At 66.0% G+C, this 14,972-nt stretch carries 18 protein-coding genes; 15 read left to right on the top strand and 3 right to left on the bottom strand.

Going from position 1 to position 14,972, the window contains the following annotated elements; translation table 11 throughout:
* Positions 1 to 16 precede the first annotated feature (16 nt).
* From flgM to YWC_RS0119720, 3 genes are read left to right on the top strand one after another with little or no spacing between them, the layout of a single operon-like run.
* Positions 17 to 304: a flagellar biosynthesis anti-sigma factor FlgM gene (gene flgM, locus YWC_RS0119730; RefSeq protein ID WP_036215116.1), complete on the top strand. Its 288-nt coding sequence runs from the start codon at positions 17 to 19 to the stop codon at positions 302 to 304.
* Entirely contained in the window at positions 301 to 729 is a 429-nt protein-coding gene (gene flgN, locus YWC_RS0119725; RefSeq protein WP_027866938.1) for a flagellar export chaperone FlgN, read from the top strand. Before flgM ends, flgN begins: the two co-directional genes overlap by 4 nt.
* The gene (locus YWC_RS0119720; RefSeq protein ID WP_027866937.1) at positions 716 to 1,474 is read left to right on the top strand and encodes a glycoside hydrolase family 73 protein; all 759 of its coding nucleotides are present in this window, start codon (positions 716 to 718) and stop codon (positions 1,472 to 1,474) included. Before flgN ends, YWC_RS0119720 begins: the two co-directional genes overlap by 14 nt.
* A gap of 14 nt (positions 1,475 to 1,488) precedes the next feature.
* Here the strand turns inward: YWC_RS0119720 and flgA are convergent, their stop codons facing one another.
* Positions 1,489 to 2,070: a flagellar basal body P-ring formation chaperone FlgA gene (gene flgA, locus YWC_RS0119715; RefSeq protein ID WP_229413145.1), complete on the bottom strand. Its 582-nt coding sequence runs from the start codon at positions 2,068 to 2,070 to the stop codon at positions 1,489 to 1,491.
* Positions 2,071 to 2,277: 207 nt separating this feature from the next.
* Here flgA and flgB point away from each other — a divergent pair, with 207 nt between their 5' ends.
* The 12 genes from flgB to YWC_RS0119655 all read left to right on the top strand — a co-directional run bounded on the left by flgB (position 2,278) and on the right by YWC_RS0119655 (position 12,090).
* Positions 2,278 to 2,637 carry a flagellar basal body rod protein FlgB gene (gene flgB, locus YWC_RS0119710; RefSeq protein WP_027866935.1) on the top strand — a complete coding sequence of 120 codons (360 nt, stop codon included), beginning with the start codon at positions 2,278 to 2,280 and terminating at the stop codon, positions 2,635 to 2,637.
* Between the two features lie 13 nt (positions 2,638 to 2,650).
* The gene (gene flgC, locus YWC_RS0119705) at positions 2,651 to 3,055 is read left to right on the top strand and encodes a flagellar basal body rod protein FlgC (RefSeq protein WP_027866934.1); all 405 of its coding nucleotides are present in this window, start codon (positions 2,651 to 2,653) and stop codon (positions 3,053 to 3,055) included.
* A 5-nt stretch (positions 3,056 to 3,060) separates the two neighbouring features.
* On the top strand, positions 3,061 to 3,756 hold the full coding sequence (locus YWC_RS0119700) for a flagellar hook capping FlgD N-terminal domain-containing protein (protein ID WP_027866933.1): 696 nt from the start codon (positions 3,061 to 3,063) through the stop codon (positions 3,754 to 3,756).
* An 11-nt stretch (positions 3,757 to 3,767) separates the two neighbouring features.
* A complete protein-coding gene (locus tag YWC_RS0119695) occupies positions 3,768 to 4,958 on the top strand; it encodes a flagellar hook protein FlgE (RefSeq protein WP_027866932.1) in 1,191 nt (396 codons plus the stop codon).
* A gap of 3 nt (positions 4,959 to 4,961) precedes the next feature.
* Positions 4,962 to 5,690 carry a flagellar basal body rod protein FlgF gene (locus tag YWC_RS0119690; protein WP_027866931.1) on the top strand — a complete coding sequence of 243 codons (729 nt, stop codon included), beginning with the start codon at positions 4,962 to 4,964 and terminating at the stop codon, positions 5,688 to 5,690.
* Positions 5,691 to 5,720: 30 nt separating this feature from the next.
* Positions 5,721 to 6,506 (top strand): flagellar basal-body rod protein FlgG, encoded by a 786-nt coding sequence (flgG, locus tag YWC_RS0119685; RefSeq protein WP_027866930.1) that lies wholly within the window; start codon positions 5,721 to 5,723, stop codon positions 6,504 to 6,506.
* A gap of 3 nt (positions 6,507 to 6,509) precedes the next feature.
* Positions 6,510 to 7,175 carry a flagellar basal body L-ring protein FlgH gene (gene flgH, locus YWC_RS0119680; RefSeq protein ID WP_027866929.1) on the top strand — a complete coding sequence of 222 codons (666 nt, stop codon included), beginning with the start codon at positions 6,510 to 6,512 and terminating at the stop codon, positions 7,173 to 7,175.
* A 46-nt stretch (positions 7,176 to 7,221) separates the two neighbouring features.
* The gene (locus tag YWC_RS0119675) at positions 7,222 to 8,313 is read left to right on the top strand and encodes a flagellar basal body P-ring protein FlgI (protein ID WP_036215108.1); all 1,092 of its coding nucleotides are present in this window, start codon (positions 7,222 to 7,224) and stop codon (positions 8,311 to 8,313) included.
* Complete coding sequence (locus tag YWC_RS0119670) at positions 8,313 to 8,654, top strand: rod-binding protein (protein WP_027866927.1); 342 nt, start codon at positions 8,313 to 8,315, stop codon at positions 8,652 to 8,654. The genes YWC_RS0119675 and YWC_RS0119670 overlap by 1 nt, the downstream gene beginning before the upstream one ends.
* An 88-nt stretch (positions 8,655 to 8,742) precedes the next feature.
* Entirely contained in the window at positions 8,743 to 10,140 is a 1,398-nt protein-coding gene (gene flgK / locus YWC_RS0119665) for a flagellar hook-associated protein FlgK (RefSeq protein WP_027866926.1), read from the top strand.
* 10 nt (positions 10,141 to 10,150) lie between these two features.
* A complete protein-coding gene (gene flgL / locus YWC_RS0119660) occupies positions 10,151 to 11,062 on the top strand; it encodes a flagellar hook-associated protein FlgL (RefSeq protein WP_027866925.1) in 912 nt (303 codons plus the stop codon).
* Positions 11,063 to 11,076: 14 nt separating this feature from the next.
* On the top strand, positions 11,077 to 12,090 hold the full coding sequence (locus YWC_RS0119655) for a hypothetical protein (protein WP_027866924.1): 1,014 nt from the start codon (positions 11,077 to 11,079) through the stop codon (positions 12,088 to 12,090).
* A 77-nt stretch (positions 12,091 to 12,167) separates the two neighbouring features.
* Here YWC_RS0119655 and YWC_RS0119650 read toward each other — a convergent pair whose 3' ends face one another.
* Together YWC_RS0119650 and typA are read right to left on the bottom strand one after the other, a co-directional pair.
* Positions 12,168 to 12,695: a porin family protein gene (locus YWC_RS0119650; protein WP_027866923.1), complete on the bottom strand. Its 528-nt coding sequence runs from the start codon at positions 12,693 to 12,695 to the stop codon at positions 12,168 to 12,170.
* Between the two features lie 281 nt (positions 12,696 to 12,976).
* A complete protein-coding gene (typA, locus tag YWC_RS0119645) occupies positions 12,977 to 14,815 on the bottom strand; it encodes a translational GTPase TypA (RefSeq protein ID WP_027866922.1) in 1,839 nt (612 codons plus the stop codon).
* Between the last annotated feature and the right edge of the window lie 157 nt (positions 14,816 to 14,972).

The following is a 14,972-nucleotide window of genomic DNA, read 5'->3' as shown; positions in this document are numbered from 1 at the left end:
AACCCGAGGACCCCGCATGAAAATCTCCGGCACGATCACCTCCACCGTGAACATCGGCGCCCAGCCCATCACGGTCGCGGCGCCTGCCGAGGCGCCGGCCACGGCGGCGAGCGCACGCGCCGCCGCCCCTGCCCTCCAATCCGAGGTGCTGCAGCCGGCCGCAGAGGCACTGCGCGCGATGCCCGATTTCGACGCCGCCCGCGTGGCCGAGCTGCGCGACGCCCTGGCCAAGGGCGAGCTGCCCTTCGATCCGGGCCGCCTGGCCGGCCTGATCCAGCGCTTCCACGGCGGAGGCCGCGGATGAGCAGAATGACTCGCCAGCAGGCCAACCTGCTGCTTGCCGACGGCGTGCAGGCCGACGTGCGCGACAGCGCCGAAGTGCTGGCCCTGCTGGAACGCCAGTTCGAGGCCGCGCTGCGCCACCGCAGCAGCGAGCTCAATCTCCTCGCCGAACAGCTCACGCCCCTGCTCGACGCCATGGAAGCGCGGCGCCAGCAGCGCGTGTCGCTGGTGCGCGCCCTGCTGGGCGAAGGCGCGAGCATGGCGGACTTCATCGCCGGCCTGGCGCAACCCGCGCAAGGCGCCCTGGCCGCGGCCTGGGCCAACCTGGAAAGCACCGTACAGGCCTGCAAGGCGGCCACCGCCCGCAACGGCGGCCTGCTGGCGGAACAGTACAGCGTGATGCAGCGCGTGCTGCACGGCGAGGATGACACCTATGCGCCACGCTGATTTCTCGATGCCGTCGATGCAGCCGACCGCGGCGACCGCCGCCACCCGACCGACCGCGGGCATGGATGGCGGCAGCGGCGCCGGCTTCGGCCGCATGTTCAGTGAAGTACAGGGAGAAGTCGCCGCCTATATCCAGCATGGCGACGCCGGCGAAGCGGTCGGCGCGGCCAGCCTGAATGCCGAAGGCGCCATCTGGCGCGCCCGTGCGGCCGGCCTGATGGGTGGCGAGGACGCGGTCGACGGCCCCGACGGCGTGATTGGTGCGAATGCCGCCGGCACGCCGGAACAGCGGGCCTTCCTGGAAAGTATCGCGCCCTGGGCCCAGCAGGCCGCGCAGCAGTTGGGCGTGGCGCCGGAACTGGTGTCGGCCCATGCCGCGCTGGAATCGGGCTGGGGCCAGCGTCCGCTAAGGAACAGCAAGGGCGAGTCGACCCACAACCTGTTCGGCATCAAGGCCGGCGGCGGCTGGCAGGGCGCCGTGAACGAATCGGCCACCACCGAATACGTGGGCGGCGCAGCGATCAGGACGCGCGAGCGCTTCCGCTCCTACCCGGATGCGGGCGCGGCCTTCCGCGACTATGCCCAGATGCTGGTCGATAATCCGCGCTACAAGGGGGCGCTGGGCGTCGGCGGCGACGCGCGCGCCTTTGCCCAGGGCCTGGCGCGCGGCGGCTATGCGACCGATCCGGCCTATGCGGCCAAGCTGGAACGCCTGGCCACCAAACTGCAAGGGAGCGGCGGTTAAGAGCCTTAGGCGCTCTAAGGCCGACGGCTGACGCCGGCAGGCATGTCGACCGGTTCGACGGTGCCGGCGCCGGCCACGCGCATGCGCACCACCTGGCCGCTGGCCGTGTTGCGCACCCGGACCACGGCGCCCTGCGCGCCGGCGTCCAGCGCCTCGCCCGCCATGCTCACCTCGATGCCTTCGTGGCGCGCCACCATCAAGACCTGGTCGCCGCGCTTGACCACCTGGGGCGCCACCAGCTGGTTGGCGCGCAGCACTTCGCCGGCGCGCAGGCTGCGGCGGCTGGTCTGGCCGATGGCAGCTTCCGGGGCGCCGATGGCGTCGCCGATCAGGGTGACGTCGCGGCGCTCGAGCGTGACGTGGTCAATGCCCAGCACTTCACCGGCCCTGAGCGGCATGGCGGTGACGGCAACCTGGGCGCTGACGCGGGCGCGCACGATGAAATCGTGGCGCCAGCCTTTCGGATCCGGGCAGCGCACCACGAAGCGCATGCGGCTGTACTGGCGGGTATCGGTGGCCTCGATTTCGACCGGGGCACTGCAGGGCGGGGCTGGACGGGCACTGACGACATTGAGCTCGACTTGTGGTTCTGACAAGCCGCTGCTTAGCAGTTGTTTGTCAATTTGTCCACGCGCCTCTTGCTCTACTGCTAAAGAAATAGGTTGCGCGGCGTCGATTGTGGCGCACAAAAGACAGGTTACAATGCCGATGGTTGCCGTACGGAAAGCAATCATTGTTAAATAGAGGCCGTAAAAATTTCATTTTACCGAAACAAGCGGAAATAAAACCGACAGAGGATCGCCATGACGATTAATTTCAAGGAAGCCCTCGGCGTGCACGCCGACGCGCTGCAGGTGCGCGCCGAGCGCACCCGCGTGCTCGCGGCCAATATCGCCAACGAGAGCACGCCGGGTTACACCGCGCGCGACATCGACTTTGCGTCCGCCCTGCAGGAGCAGATCGATGCCGAGGCGGGCGAGCCGACCCTGTCCTCCGACGGTCCGCTGTACCGCGTGCCCTACCACCCGAGCGCCGACGGCAACACCGTCGAGATCGGCGTCGAGCAGGCCGCGTTCTCGCAGAACGCTTCCGATTTCCAGACCAGCCTCACCTTCATCAACATGAAGCTGAAGGGCCTGGCCAAAGCCATCAACGGCCAGTAAGAGGACACCGAACATGGGTTTCAAGGACATCTCCAATATCGCCGGTTCGGCCATGGCGGCCCAGACCGTGCGCATGAACACGATTGCCAGCAACCTGGCCAACGCCAATGCCGTGTCGGGCTCGGAAACCGAAGGCTATCGCGCGCGCAAGCCGGTGTTCGCCTCCATCATGGGCGAGGACGGCGCCGCCCAGGTGCAGGTGCTGGACGTGGTCCAGTCGGCCGAGCCGCTGCGCAAGATGTACGAACCGGACAATCCGGTGGCCGACGCCGACGGCATGGTCTACTACGCCAACGTCAACGAAGTCGCCGAGATGGCCGACATGATGGCCGCATCGCGCGCCTTCGAGACCAATGTCGAGGTGATGGGCCGCATCAAGAGCATGCAGGCTTCCCTGCTGAAGATGGGCGAAGGCTGAGCGGGATGACCACCACCACCGGCACCAACAATTCCTTCGGCTTCCCGGCATCGACCACGCCGGCCAGCGACAAGATCGCAACCGGCGTGACCACCAGCGAGAACAAGGACATGTTCACCAAGCTGCTGGTCGCCCAGATCCGCAACCAGGACCCGCTCGCGCCTTCGGACCCGAGCCAGTTCGTGAACCAGCTCTCGCAGCTGTCGCAGACCGAAGCACTGCAGCAGCTGGCCCAGACCACCAGCGCCAGCGCCAGCGTGCTGCAAAGCCTGCAGGTGCTGGCCATGGGCGCCCAGGTCGGCAGCGAAGTCTCGGTCGAGACCAGCCGCGTGCGCCTGGACGGCGACAAGGTCTCGGGCAGCGTCCAGCTGGGCGGGGCCAGCAGCGTGACCAACCTGGTCCTGACCGCCGTCGACGGCAAGCAGACCCGCGTCAGCCTGCCCGCGCATGGCGCCGGCAGCCTGCCCTTCTCGATCGACCCGGCCAAGCTCGGCCTGGCGCCGGGTAACTACAGCATCAGCGCCGAAGCATCGGACGGCACCAAACCCGCGGTCGAAGTCACCGGCCGCCTCGACAGCGTGCGCATGTCGGCCACCGGCGGCATCCTGCTGCAGGTCGCCGGCATCGGCGAAATCGACCCATCGGCCGTCACTGGCTTCAACGGCAAGGCTACTGCTGCCCTCGCCTCTACCGAACACTGAAAGGAAACTCCATGAGCTTCAACATCGCACTGTCCGGCATCCAGGCCATCAACGAGCAGCTGGAAGCCGTTTCGAACAACATCGCCAACGCCGGCACCTACGGCTTCAAGAGCAGCCGCGCCAACTTCGCGTCGGTGTACGCCGGCGAGCAGGCGAATGGCGTCGAGATCGGTTCGCTGACCCAGAACATCAGCCAGAACGGCAGCCTGCAGACCACCGGCCGCGGCCTCGACGCCGCGATCCAGGGCCGCGGCTTCTTCACCAGCCGCGACGCCCAGGGCGTGATGCAGTACACCCGCGTCGGCATCTTCAACGCCAACAAGGACGGCTACCTGGTCGACGCCGCCGGCCGCAACGTGCAGGGCTATGGCCCGAGCGTGGGCGGCGTGCTCGGCATGATGGGCGACATCAAGATCCCGACCGGCCAGATCGCGGCCAAGGCCAGCACCGGCGTCGCCTACGTGGGCAACCTGTCGTCGGACTGGAAAGTGCCGACCACCACCACCTTCGACCCGGCCGACGCGACCAGCTACAACATGGTCAAGCAATCTGTGCTGTTCGATTCGCTCGGCAACCAGCACACCGTATCGCAGTATTTCGTCAAGGCCGCAGCCCCGGAGAACACCGTCACCGTCCGCTACGCCTTCGACGGCGCCGCGCCGGTCACGGAGTTCACCACCCTTACCTTCGATACCAAGGGCAACCTGCCGCCGGCCACCAGGAGCGTGCCCCTGACCGTGCCGGCGCCGGGCGCCAGCACCCTGAGCTTCACCGTCGACTACACCGGCACCACCCAGTTCGCCGGCGAAGCCACCACCACCACCAACCGCAGCGACGGCTATGCCTCGGGCGCCTTCGTGGGCGTGGAACTGGCCGAAGACGGTTCGATCGTGGCCAAGTACAGCAACGAACAGCAGCAGGTCGTCGGCACCCTGGCGATCGCCACCTTCCCGGACGAAGGCAGCCTGGTCCAGACCAGCGACACCAGCTGGGCCGCCAACAACGGCTCCGGCGCGCCGCTGTACAGCACCCCGGGCATCGGCCTGGCCGGCAAGCTGTCCAAGGGCACCCTGGAAGGCTCGAACGTGGACATCACCTCGGAACTGGTCGGCCTGATGACCTCGCAGCGCAACTACCAGGCCAACTCGAAGGTGATCACCGCCGAGAACCAGATGATGCAGGCCCTGATGCAGGCACTCTAATCCATGGACAAGCTGATCTTCACTGCCGTCAGCGGCGCCGAGCGCACCCTGCGTGCGCAGCAGGTGCGCGCCAACAACCTGGCCAACATCGAGACCGCGGGCTTCCGCGCCAATCTCGAAGTGGCCGCGACCCAGGCGATGCAGCAGGGCTACGGCTACGACAGCATGCACCTGTCGAAGGTCGATGCCGACACCATCTCGACCCGCGCCGGCGCGGTGCGCGAAACCGGCCGCCCGCTCGACGTCGCCATCAACGGCAACGGTTACCTGGCGGTCCAGTACGGCGAGGGCGAAGCCTACACCCGTGCAGGCGCGATCGACATCGACGCCGAGGGCAACCTGTCGGTCAACGGCCACCCGCTGATGGGCGAAGGCGGCCCGATCGTGCTGCCGCCGCACCAGGCGGTCGAGATCGGCACCGACGGCACCATCTCGGTGCTGACCGAGGGCGCCACCCTGATGCAGGCGGTCGACAAGCTGCGCCTGGTGAATGCCGAAGGCGCGGAACTGACCAAGAACGAAGCGGGCCTGATCGTCTCGCGCCAGGGCGAACCGCTCGAAGCGGACCCGAACGTCACCGTGCGCGGCCGCGCCCTCGAAGGCAGCAACGTGTCGGCCGTGGAAGAGATGGTCGCCGTGATGAGCCTGAACCGCAGCTTCGAGATGCAGATGAAGCTGTTCAAGGCCAGCGACAGCATGAACGAAGTGGGCAACCGCCTCATTGGCGCTTAAGCACGCCATCACCATATTTAAGGAGCAAACATGAATCCAGCAATGTGGATCAGCAAGACCGGCGTGCAGGCACAGGATGCCAAGCTGCAGGCGATCGCCAACAACCTGGCCAACGTCAACACTGTCGGCTTCAAGCGCGACCGCGTCGTGTTCGAAGACCTGTTCTACCAGGTCGACGCCCAGCCGGGCGCCCAGAGCGCGGACAACACCGTCTCCAACGGCGTCCAGCTCGGTAACGGCACCCGCATCGTCGGCACCCAGAAGGTCTTCACCAACGGCAGCATGCAGACCACCAGCCAGCCGCTCGACGTCGCCATCAACGGCGCCGGCTTCCTGCAGGTGCGCCGCCCGAACGGCGAACCGGCCTTCACCCGCGCCGGCCAGCTGCAGGTCGATGCCAACGGCACGCTGACCAATGCCCAGGGCCTGCCGCTGGTGCCGCAGATCACCGTGCCGCAGAACGCCACCGCCATCACCATCGGCGAGAACGGCATGGTCTCGGCCACCGTGGCCGGCTCCACTACCCCGCAGGAACTGGGCCAGCTGACCCTGACCAGCTTCGTCAACCCGGCCGGCCTGCTGGCCCTGGGCGAGAACCTGTTCCAGGAAACCGGCGCCTCGGGCACCGCCAACGAAGGCCGTCCGGGCGACGGCGCTTTCGGCAAGCTGAAACAGGGCGCGCTGGAAGGCTCGAACGTGCAGGTGGTCGAAGAGATGGTCGACATGATCGCCGCCCAGCGCACCTACGAGATGAACACCAAGGTGCTGTCGGCCGCCGACAACATGCTCCAGTACCTGGCACAGGCTGCACGCTAAATAATGAAATTCCTTACCGCGGCGCTGTGCGCCACGCTGTTGACAAGTCTGCTGACCGGCTGCGCCTCCGCGCCGCCGCGCCAGGCCATGAACGACGACGACGATTTCGTGCCGATGGCACGCACGGCGTCGCGCGGCGTCTCGGGCGGCGTGTTCACGGGGGAAGCCGTGTCGCTGACCTCGGACAGCCGCGCCTACCGCGTGGGCGACGCGGTCACGGTGATCCTGCAAGAAACCACCCAGGCCAGCAAGCGCGCCGGCACCAGCTTCTCGAAGGAATCCTCGGCCGGCGTGTCGCCGATCGCGGCGCTGGGCAAGACCTTCGGCAAGACCGCGATCGACCTGTCGGCCGAGCGTGAATTCCAGGGCAACGCCACCAGCACCCAGCAGAACGCCCTGTCCGGCGCGCTGACCGTGATCGTGCAGGAAGTGCTGCCGAACGGCCTCTTGCGCGTGGCCGGCGAAAAGAACCTGACCCTGAACCAGGGCGAGGAATTCGTGCGCCTGAAAGGCTTCATCCGCGCCCAGGACATCGACAACGACAACCAGGTGTCCTCGCTGCGCGTGGCCAACGCCCGCATCGCCTATTCGGGCAAGGGCGCGCTGGCCGATGCCAACCAGCCGGGCTGGCTGACCCGTTTCTTCAACAGCCCCCTGATGCCGTTCTGAGGACGACATGATTCAAAATTTTAGTGCTTCCCGTGGTTTTCGAATCATGTTGTGCGCCGCCGTACTCGGCGCCGCCGCCCTGCCCGGCGCCGCCAATGCCGCGCAGGCGCTGCGCAACCTGGTCAGCGTCGAAGGCGTGCGTGAAAACCCGCTGGTCGGCTACGGCCTGGTGGTCGGCCTGAACGGCAGCGGCGACTCGACCCAGGTCAAGTACGCCAGCCAGTCGGTGGTCAACATGCTCAAGCAGTTCGGCGTGCGCCTGCCGGAAGGCGAAGACGCCAGGAACAAGAACGTCGCCGCCGTCATGGTGTCGGCCGTGTTCCCGCCCGGCTACCGCCGCGGCCAGGCGATCGACATCACGGTGTCCTCGCTGGGCGACGCCAAGAGCCTGCGCGGCGGCACCCTGCTGCTCACCCAGCTGCGCGCGGCCGACAACGAAGTCTATGCGCTGGCCCAGGGCAACCTGGTGGTCGGCGGCTTGAACGCGACCGGAAAAAGCGGTTCCTCGGTAACGGTGAATACCCCGACCACCGGCCGCATCCCGAACGGCGCCATGATCGAGCGCGAGATCGCCACCGATTTCGCCACCCGCCCGCAAGTGATGCTGCGCCTGCGCCAGCCGCACTTCGAGACCGCCACCAACGTGGTCAACGCGATCAACGCCAAATACGGCCCGATCGCCACCACCGCCGACGGTACCAGCGTCGAAGTGGTCGCGCCCACCAATCCGACCGAGCGCGTGGCCTTCATGGCCAGGCTGAACAACCTGCCGGTGGAAGCCGGCGTCGAGATCCCGAAGGTGGTGTTCAACTCGCGCACCGGCACCGTGGTCATCGCCGACGGCCTGCGCGTGAAGGCGGCCGCCGTCACCCACGGTTCGCTCAAGGTGATCATTTCGGAAAGCTCGCGCGTCTCGCAGCCGGGTCCGTTCTCGCGCGGCCAGACCGCGGTGACGCCGGAATCGAAGCTGTCGGTGGACCAGGGCTCGGGCCAGATGTTCCGCTGGCCGGCCGGCGCCAGGCTGCAGAGCATCATCGACGTGGTCAACAGCCTGGGCGCCTCGCCCGACGACATCATGGCGATCCTGCAGGCCCTTGACCAGGCTGGCGCGATCGAAGGCGAACTGGTGGTGATCTGATGAAGATCGAACAGAACCAGCCGATTCCGCTGTCGACCGGCGCCGAGGCCCCGGTCGTTCCAGCATCCGATCAGCCCGACCCCGTGTACGTCGCCAAGGCCACCAAGGCCGCCGTCGAGTTCGAGCGCTTCTTCATCTCGCACATGCTGAAGGAAATGCGTTCCTCGACCCGCGCCATGGCCGCCGAGGACAGCGTGTTCAACAACCGCGTCAACCAGGACATGCAGGACATGGCCGACGACCTGCTGGCCGGGAACATGGCCGGCAACCGCGCCTTCGGCATCGCCGACGCCATCCTGCGCCAGCTCGTCCCCGGCGCCAAACCCGGCAACAAGGCCTGACGCGCAAAGCTTTACGCGCAGGACTTAATAAGATGCAATAAACGGTCGCCTTGATCAGGTGTACCCCGCTCGAGGAAGAATCCGTACCATGGCCATCATCAACAATGCCCTGTCCGGCGCGCTTGCCGCCCAGGTCGCGCTGACCACCAGCAGCCACAATATCGCCAACCTGCAGACCAAGGGCTATACCCGCCAGGCCGCCCTGCTCGGCGCGGTCGGCCCGGACGCCAACCCGCGCTCGCCGGGCAATGGCGTGCAGGTGTCTTCCCTGCTGCGCTTCTCGGACAACTACAAAAGCCAGGCCATGTGGCGCGCCGCCGCCGACCTCGGCGCCTATTCGCAAACCCAGCCCTACCTGAGCCAGCTCGAAAACGTGATGGGCGACGAGACCGCCAGCCTGTCGGCCGGCATCGACCAGTTCTTCGGCGCGCTCAACGCGGTGGCCGGCGACCCCGGTTCGACCCCGCTGCGCCAGCAGGTGCTGACCTCGGCCGCCCTGATGGCGGAACGTTTCAATGGCCTGAACAACGTCTTCAACGCCCAGCTGCAGTCGGTGCGCAACCAGCGCAGCGCGATCGTCGATTCGGCCAACGCCCAGATCGCCACCATCGCGCGCCTGAACCAGCAGATCAGCGAAGCGCAGGCCGGCGGCCTGAGCTCTTCCAGCCTGATCGACGCGCGCGACCAGGCCATCGACGAGCTGGCCAGCAAGATGGCGCTGGAAATCTCGGACAACGGCGACGGCACCCGCGACATCTCGCTGAAAACCGGCCAGGCCCTGGTGCTGGGCAGCATGCACGGCAGCCTGAAGGCGGCGCCGACCGCCACCTCGCCACAGGAATTCTCGCTGAGCTTCGCCGGCACCACCTATGTGCTCGACGCCGGCAAGCTCGGCGGCCAGCTGGGCGGCCTGGCGAAATACGAAACCGAAAAGCTGGTGCCGCTGCAAACCGGCATCGGCGACATGGCGAACCAGATCGCCAGCAAGCTCAATGCCCAGCTCGTGCTCGGCTACAAGGCCGACGGCGTCGCCGGCCCGCCGCTGACGGCCACACCGGGCGAAGCCCTGTTCGTGTTCACTCCGGGCGGCGGCGCCGACATGCTGAAGGTGGTCGGCACCGTCGAGGCGGCCGACCTCGCTTTCTCCGCGGACGGCAATCCGGGCGATACCGGCAACCTGCAGAAACTGGTCGCCATCAAGGGCCAGTCGATCTCGGTGACGAGCATCGGCACCGTGCTGCTGAGCGATGCCGACGCCCAGCTGGTCGGCAAGCTCGGCGTCGACAGCCAGCTCAACAAGGCTGCGCTGAAGACCACCCAGACCGTGCGCACCCAGTCGGTGGACGACTGGCAGTCGACCAGCGGCGTGAACCAGGATGAGGAAGCGGTCAACCTCGTCGAATACCAGAACATGTATCAGGCGAACATGAAAGTCATTGCCATCGCCAACCAGCTCTTCGACGCCACGCTGGCGATGATGGGCTAAAGGAACCACCATGCGTATCGCTACTTCCCAGTACCAATCGACGATGAACCAGTCGCTCCAGAACAACCAGGAGCGCATCACCCACCTGACGCAGCAGCTGGCATCCAACAAGCGCATCATGGTGCCGTCGGACGACCCGGTCGACAGCGTACGCCTGGCACGCCTGGCGCGCGAAGAAGCGACGGTGCAGCAGTACCGCGACAATATTGCCTCGATCAAGATTCGCATGACCAAGACCGAGGGCATCCTGCAGAACATGGCGGACGAGCTCATTCCGGGACGCGATCTGCTTGTCTGGGCTTCCGACGGCAGCAATGCGCCGCAAGACCTGAACGCCATGGTGTCCCCGCTCGAATCGCTGCGCGAAAGCCTGTTCTATGGCGCCAACTCGATCGACCAGGAAGGCAACTACAATTTTTCGGGCACCCTGACCAGGACCGCGCCGATCGCCTACGATCCGGCGGCGCCGCTCGGTTCGCGCTACACCTACGTCGGCAACACGAATTCGCAGCAGGTCGTGGTCGGCAACGGCATCACCCAGCCGGCCAACCAGAACCTGGAAGGCATCGAACAGCTGCTGAACCGCCTCGACCAGGCGATCGTCGGCCTGAAGGCGCCGACCGCGTCGGCCAACGACCCGGCGCTGCGTGCGACGCTGAGCAGCACCCTGGACGGCTTCGACGGCGCCCTCAACCTGCTGAGCAGCAAGGTGGCTACCCTGGGCGGTGCGCAAAACATCATGAAGACGCTGGACGCCAACCACGCCAACATCAGCCTGTCGAACAAGATGGCGATCACCGACATCGGCACGCTCGACGTCGGCGAAGCGGCTACCTCGCTCAACGCCTATTCGACTGCCCTGCAGGCCACCTACAAGGCCTACAGCCGCATCGGCACCCTGTCCCTGTTCTCGATGTTGTAATACGATAACCCAGCATGGAAGCTGCCCTCCGTCCGGCCAACCCGGCCAACTCGCCGATCAACAATTCCGTCGCCGCGGCCTCGACCGCCGCGGCGGCACGCGCCAACGCGATCAAGCCTGCCGACCCGGACAGCCGTGTCGTTACCCCGCCGCCTGCCGCTGCGCCGCTCCAGCGCGGCCTCAGGTGGGATACGCGCACGCAGGGCGACGTTGCCCGGGCCCAGCAGGCACTCGACTACCTGGCGCGCGTCGCCTCCCAGCTCGAAGCCCTGAAGGCTGACCTGAGCGCCAAGATCTCCGGCCGCGGCGACCCGGCGCGCCAGATCGAAGCCAGGTCCCAGCAGCTCGCCACCGCGCTGGAATCACGCCGCAAGCAGGCCGGCGGCGGCGTCGACGCCCAGCTGGACTTCAGCGACGGCCAGCCCGCCATGACGCGCTTCCGGATCCGCGGCTTCGACCTCGCCTCGCTGCAGTCGGCCGGCCAGCAGACCTATGCCTTCTCGGTGGGCAGCGCCGGCGGCCCGCAGCTGAGTGCCACCATCGAACCCGGCATGACGCCGGAAGAGATCGCCGCCCGCCTCGACCGCACCCTGTCGCCGGTAAAAGTCCGCGTGTCGCTGGACAAGCAGCAGCAGCTGGTGTTCAGCGCGCCGGAATCCGAGTGGGCCGGCATCAAGGATGCGATCGCGATCTCGGGCCGCGGCCGTGTCGACGTGGCCGAAGACCCGGCCGGCCTCGCGCCGGAACAGTGGAATGTCGGCAACCCGGACGCGCTGCGCCAGAGCCTGCGCGAAGTGGTGCAGGCCCTGGCCCGGGTGCGCCGTTCGCAGGAAGCGGCCAGCGCCGCATTGAGCGCGGCCATGGCGCGTGTCGAACAGCCGGCCACCCCGGAAGCGGAGCTGGCGGCCATCAGCGGCGATTTCGCGGCCACCGCGGCCAGCCATGATTACCAGTCGCTGCTGGCGATTACCTCGGCCCTGGTCGGCGTGAGCCGCGAACGGGTGCAGGCGCTGCTCGGACTGCGCTGATCGGTCCCGCTCATGAAAAAGCCCTCCGGCGCCAGGCGCCGGAGGGCTTTTTTACGACTTGCGTGCTGTTGAGGCGTTTAGAAGCCGTACTTCAGGCCCGCGCTCCACACGTTGGCACGGGCGCCAAAGTCCTTGCTCTTGCCGTAGCGCTCATATTCCGCCACCAGTGCCGTGGTCTGGTTCAGCTTGTACTCCACGCCAACGCCGGCGTAGCCGCTGGTGTCGTCCTGCTTGAAGTTGCCCACATTGGTGTTCAGCTTGCGCTCGTTGTGCGAGATCCCCAGCTTGCCGTAGGCGGACACCTGTTCGTTCACCGGCATGGTGTATTTGGCGGCGACATAGGTGCCGTAGCCTTCGGTGTTGCCGCGCACGCCGCCGTTGGCGAAGTCGGTCTTGTGGTGGTTGGTCCAGCCGGCCTCGACACCCATGCGCTCGTCGAACTGGTAACCGGCGAACAGCTTGGCGTCGGCTTTATTCGCGTCGACGGTGCTGTTCTTGGCGGTCACGGCGCTGGCACCGACATAGCCGCGCCCGGCATTGGTTTGGGCCTGGGCGGTACCGGCAACAGCGGCGGTGGCGATCAGTGCAATCATCAGCTTCTTCATGCGAACTCCCTTCAATAATCTTCATCTGGCTCGCAATTCACAATGAATCGCGTTGTAGACACAATAGCAAACCCTGCCGGCTGAGCCCAGTGCAAACCTGGTAAGAACTGTAACAAGATGCAAAATTGAGACCAGATCCGCACTTATGTGCGCCAGATGACGGACGATGCTGCCAAGTCAGCCAGGCGCGGCCGTATACGGCAAATACGGACCGAACCGCCGCTGAGGAATAAAAAAACCCGCTGCAAGCAGCGGGTTTTTTGGAGCAGCCTGGAGGCCGATTACGCGCCTTCGCGGCTCGCCTTCTTGCGCTCGTGTTCCTTCAGGAAGCGCTTGCGCAGGCGGATCGACTTCGGGGTGATCTCGACCAGTTCGTCGTCTTCGATGAACTCGACGGCGTATTCCAGCGACATCTGGATCGGCGGCACCAGGCGCACGGCTTCATCGGTACCCGACGAACGCACGTTGGTCAGCTGCTTGCCCTTGATCGGGTTGACGACCAGGTCGTTGTCGCGCGAGTGGATGCCGATGATCATGCCTTCGTACACCGGGGTGTTGTGCTCGACGAACATGCGGCCGCGGTCCTGCAGTTTCCAGATCGCGTAGGCGACGGCAGCGCCGTCGTCCTGCGAGATCAGCACGCCGTTACGGCGGCCCGCGAGGTCGCCCTTGCTGGTGTCGACCGGTGCGTATTCGTGGAACACGTGGCTCATCAGGCCGGTACCGCGGGTCAGGGTCATGAATTCGCCCTGGAAGCCGATCAGGCCACGGGCCGGGATCAGGTATTCCAGACGGACACGGCCCTTGCCGTCCGATTCCATGTTCTGCAGGTCGCCACGGCGGCGGCCCAGCTCTTCCATCACGCCGCCCTGGTTCACTTCTTCCACGTCGACGGTCAGGTTCTCGAACGGCTCGCACTTGACGCCGTCGATCTCCTTGAAGACCACGCGCGGACGCGACACGGCCAGCTCGAAGCCTTCACGACGCATATTTTCCAGCAGAATGGTCAGGTGCAGTTCGCCACGGCCCGAGACTTCGAAGATGGTGTCGTCGTCGGTCGGCAGCACGCGCAGGGCCACGTTCGCCTTCAGCTCGCGCTCGAGACGGTCGCGGAGCTGGCGGCTGGTGACGAACTTGCCTTCGCGGCCGGCCAGCGGCGAGGTGTTGACCATGAAGTTCATGGTCAGGGTCGGCTCGTCGACGGTCAGCATCGGCAGCGCTTCCGGGGTATCGACGGCGGTCACGGTCACACCGATGCCGATGTCTTCGATACCGTTGATCAGCACGATGTCGCCGGCGACAGCTTCTTCCACCTGCACGCGCTCCAGGCCCTTGAAGTTCAGCACCTGGTTGATGCGGCCCTTGACCGGGTTCTTGTCGTCCTGGCCGTTCAGCACCAGCACGTCCATGCCCGGCTTGACGCGGCCGCGGTTGATGCGGCCGATGCCGATCTTGCCGACGTACGAGGAGTAGTCGAGCGAGGTGATCTGCATCTGCAGCGGGCCGTCCGGATTGTCGTCACGCACCGGCACGTATTTCAGGATGGCATCGAACAGCGGCTTCATGTCACCGTCGCGCACGCTCTCGTCCAGGCCGGCGTAGCCGTTCAGGCCCGAGGCGTAGACGATCGGGAAGTCCAGCTGCTCGTCGGTGGCGCCCAGCTTGTCGAACAGTTCGAAGGTCTGGTTGATCGCCCAGTCCGGACGTGCGCCCGGACGGTCGACCTTGTTGACCACGACGATCGGCTTGAGGCCCAGGGCCAGCGCCTTGCGGGTCACGAAGCGGGTCTGCGGCATCGGGCCTTCCTGGGCATCGACCAGCAGCAGCACCGAGTCGACCATCGACAGCACGCGCTCGACCTCGCCGCCGAAGTCGGCGTGGCCCGGGGTGTCGACAATGTTGATGTGGGTGCCTTCGTACTCGACCGCGCAGTTCTTCGAGAGAATCGTGATACCGCGTTCTTTTTCGATGTCGCCGGAGTCCATCACGCGGGTGTCCACCGCCTGGTTTTCACGGAAAGTGCCGGATTGGCGCAGCAGCTGGTCCACCAGGGTGGTCTTGCCGTGGTCAACGTGGGCGATGATTGCGATATTACGAATCGCGCGTTTGGTGTCTGACATGTGTGTTTTCAACAGTGAATGTTGCGTGATGGTCGGAGGCGGCGATGATCATTACCGTTTACCGTAGCCCGCTACTATAGCACGCTATACGGCTTGCTGCGCTGCAGCGACCGGGAATTTCGACGAAAACTACCGTCGATACTAGCGCCAATCCATT

The sequence above is a fragment of the Massilia alkalitolerans DSM 17462 genome (assembly GCF_000427785.1).
GTDB lineage: Bacteria > Pseudomonadota > Gammaproteobacteria > Burkholderiales > Burkholderiaceae_D > Telluria > Telluria alkalitolerans.
This window is presented reverse-complemented; position numbering and strand designations above follow the sequence as displayed.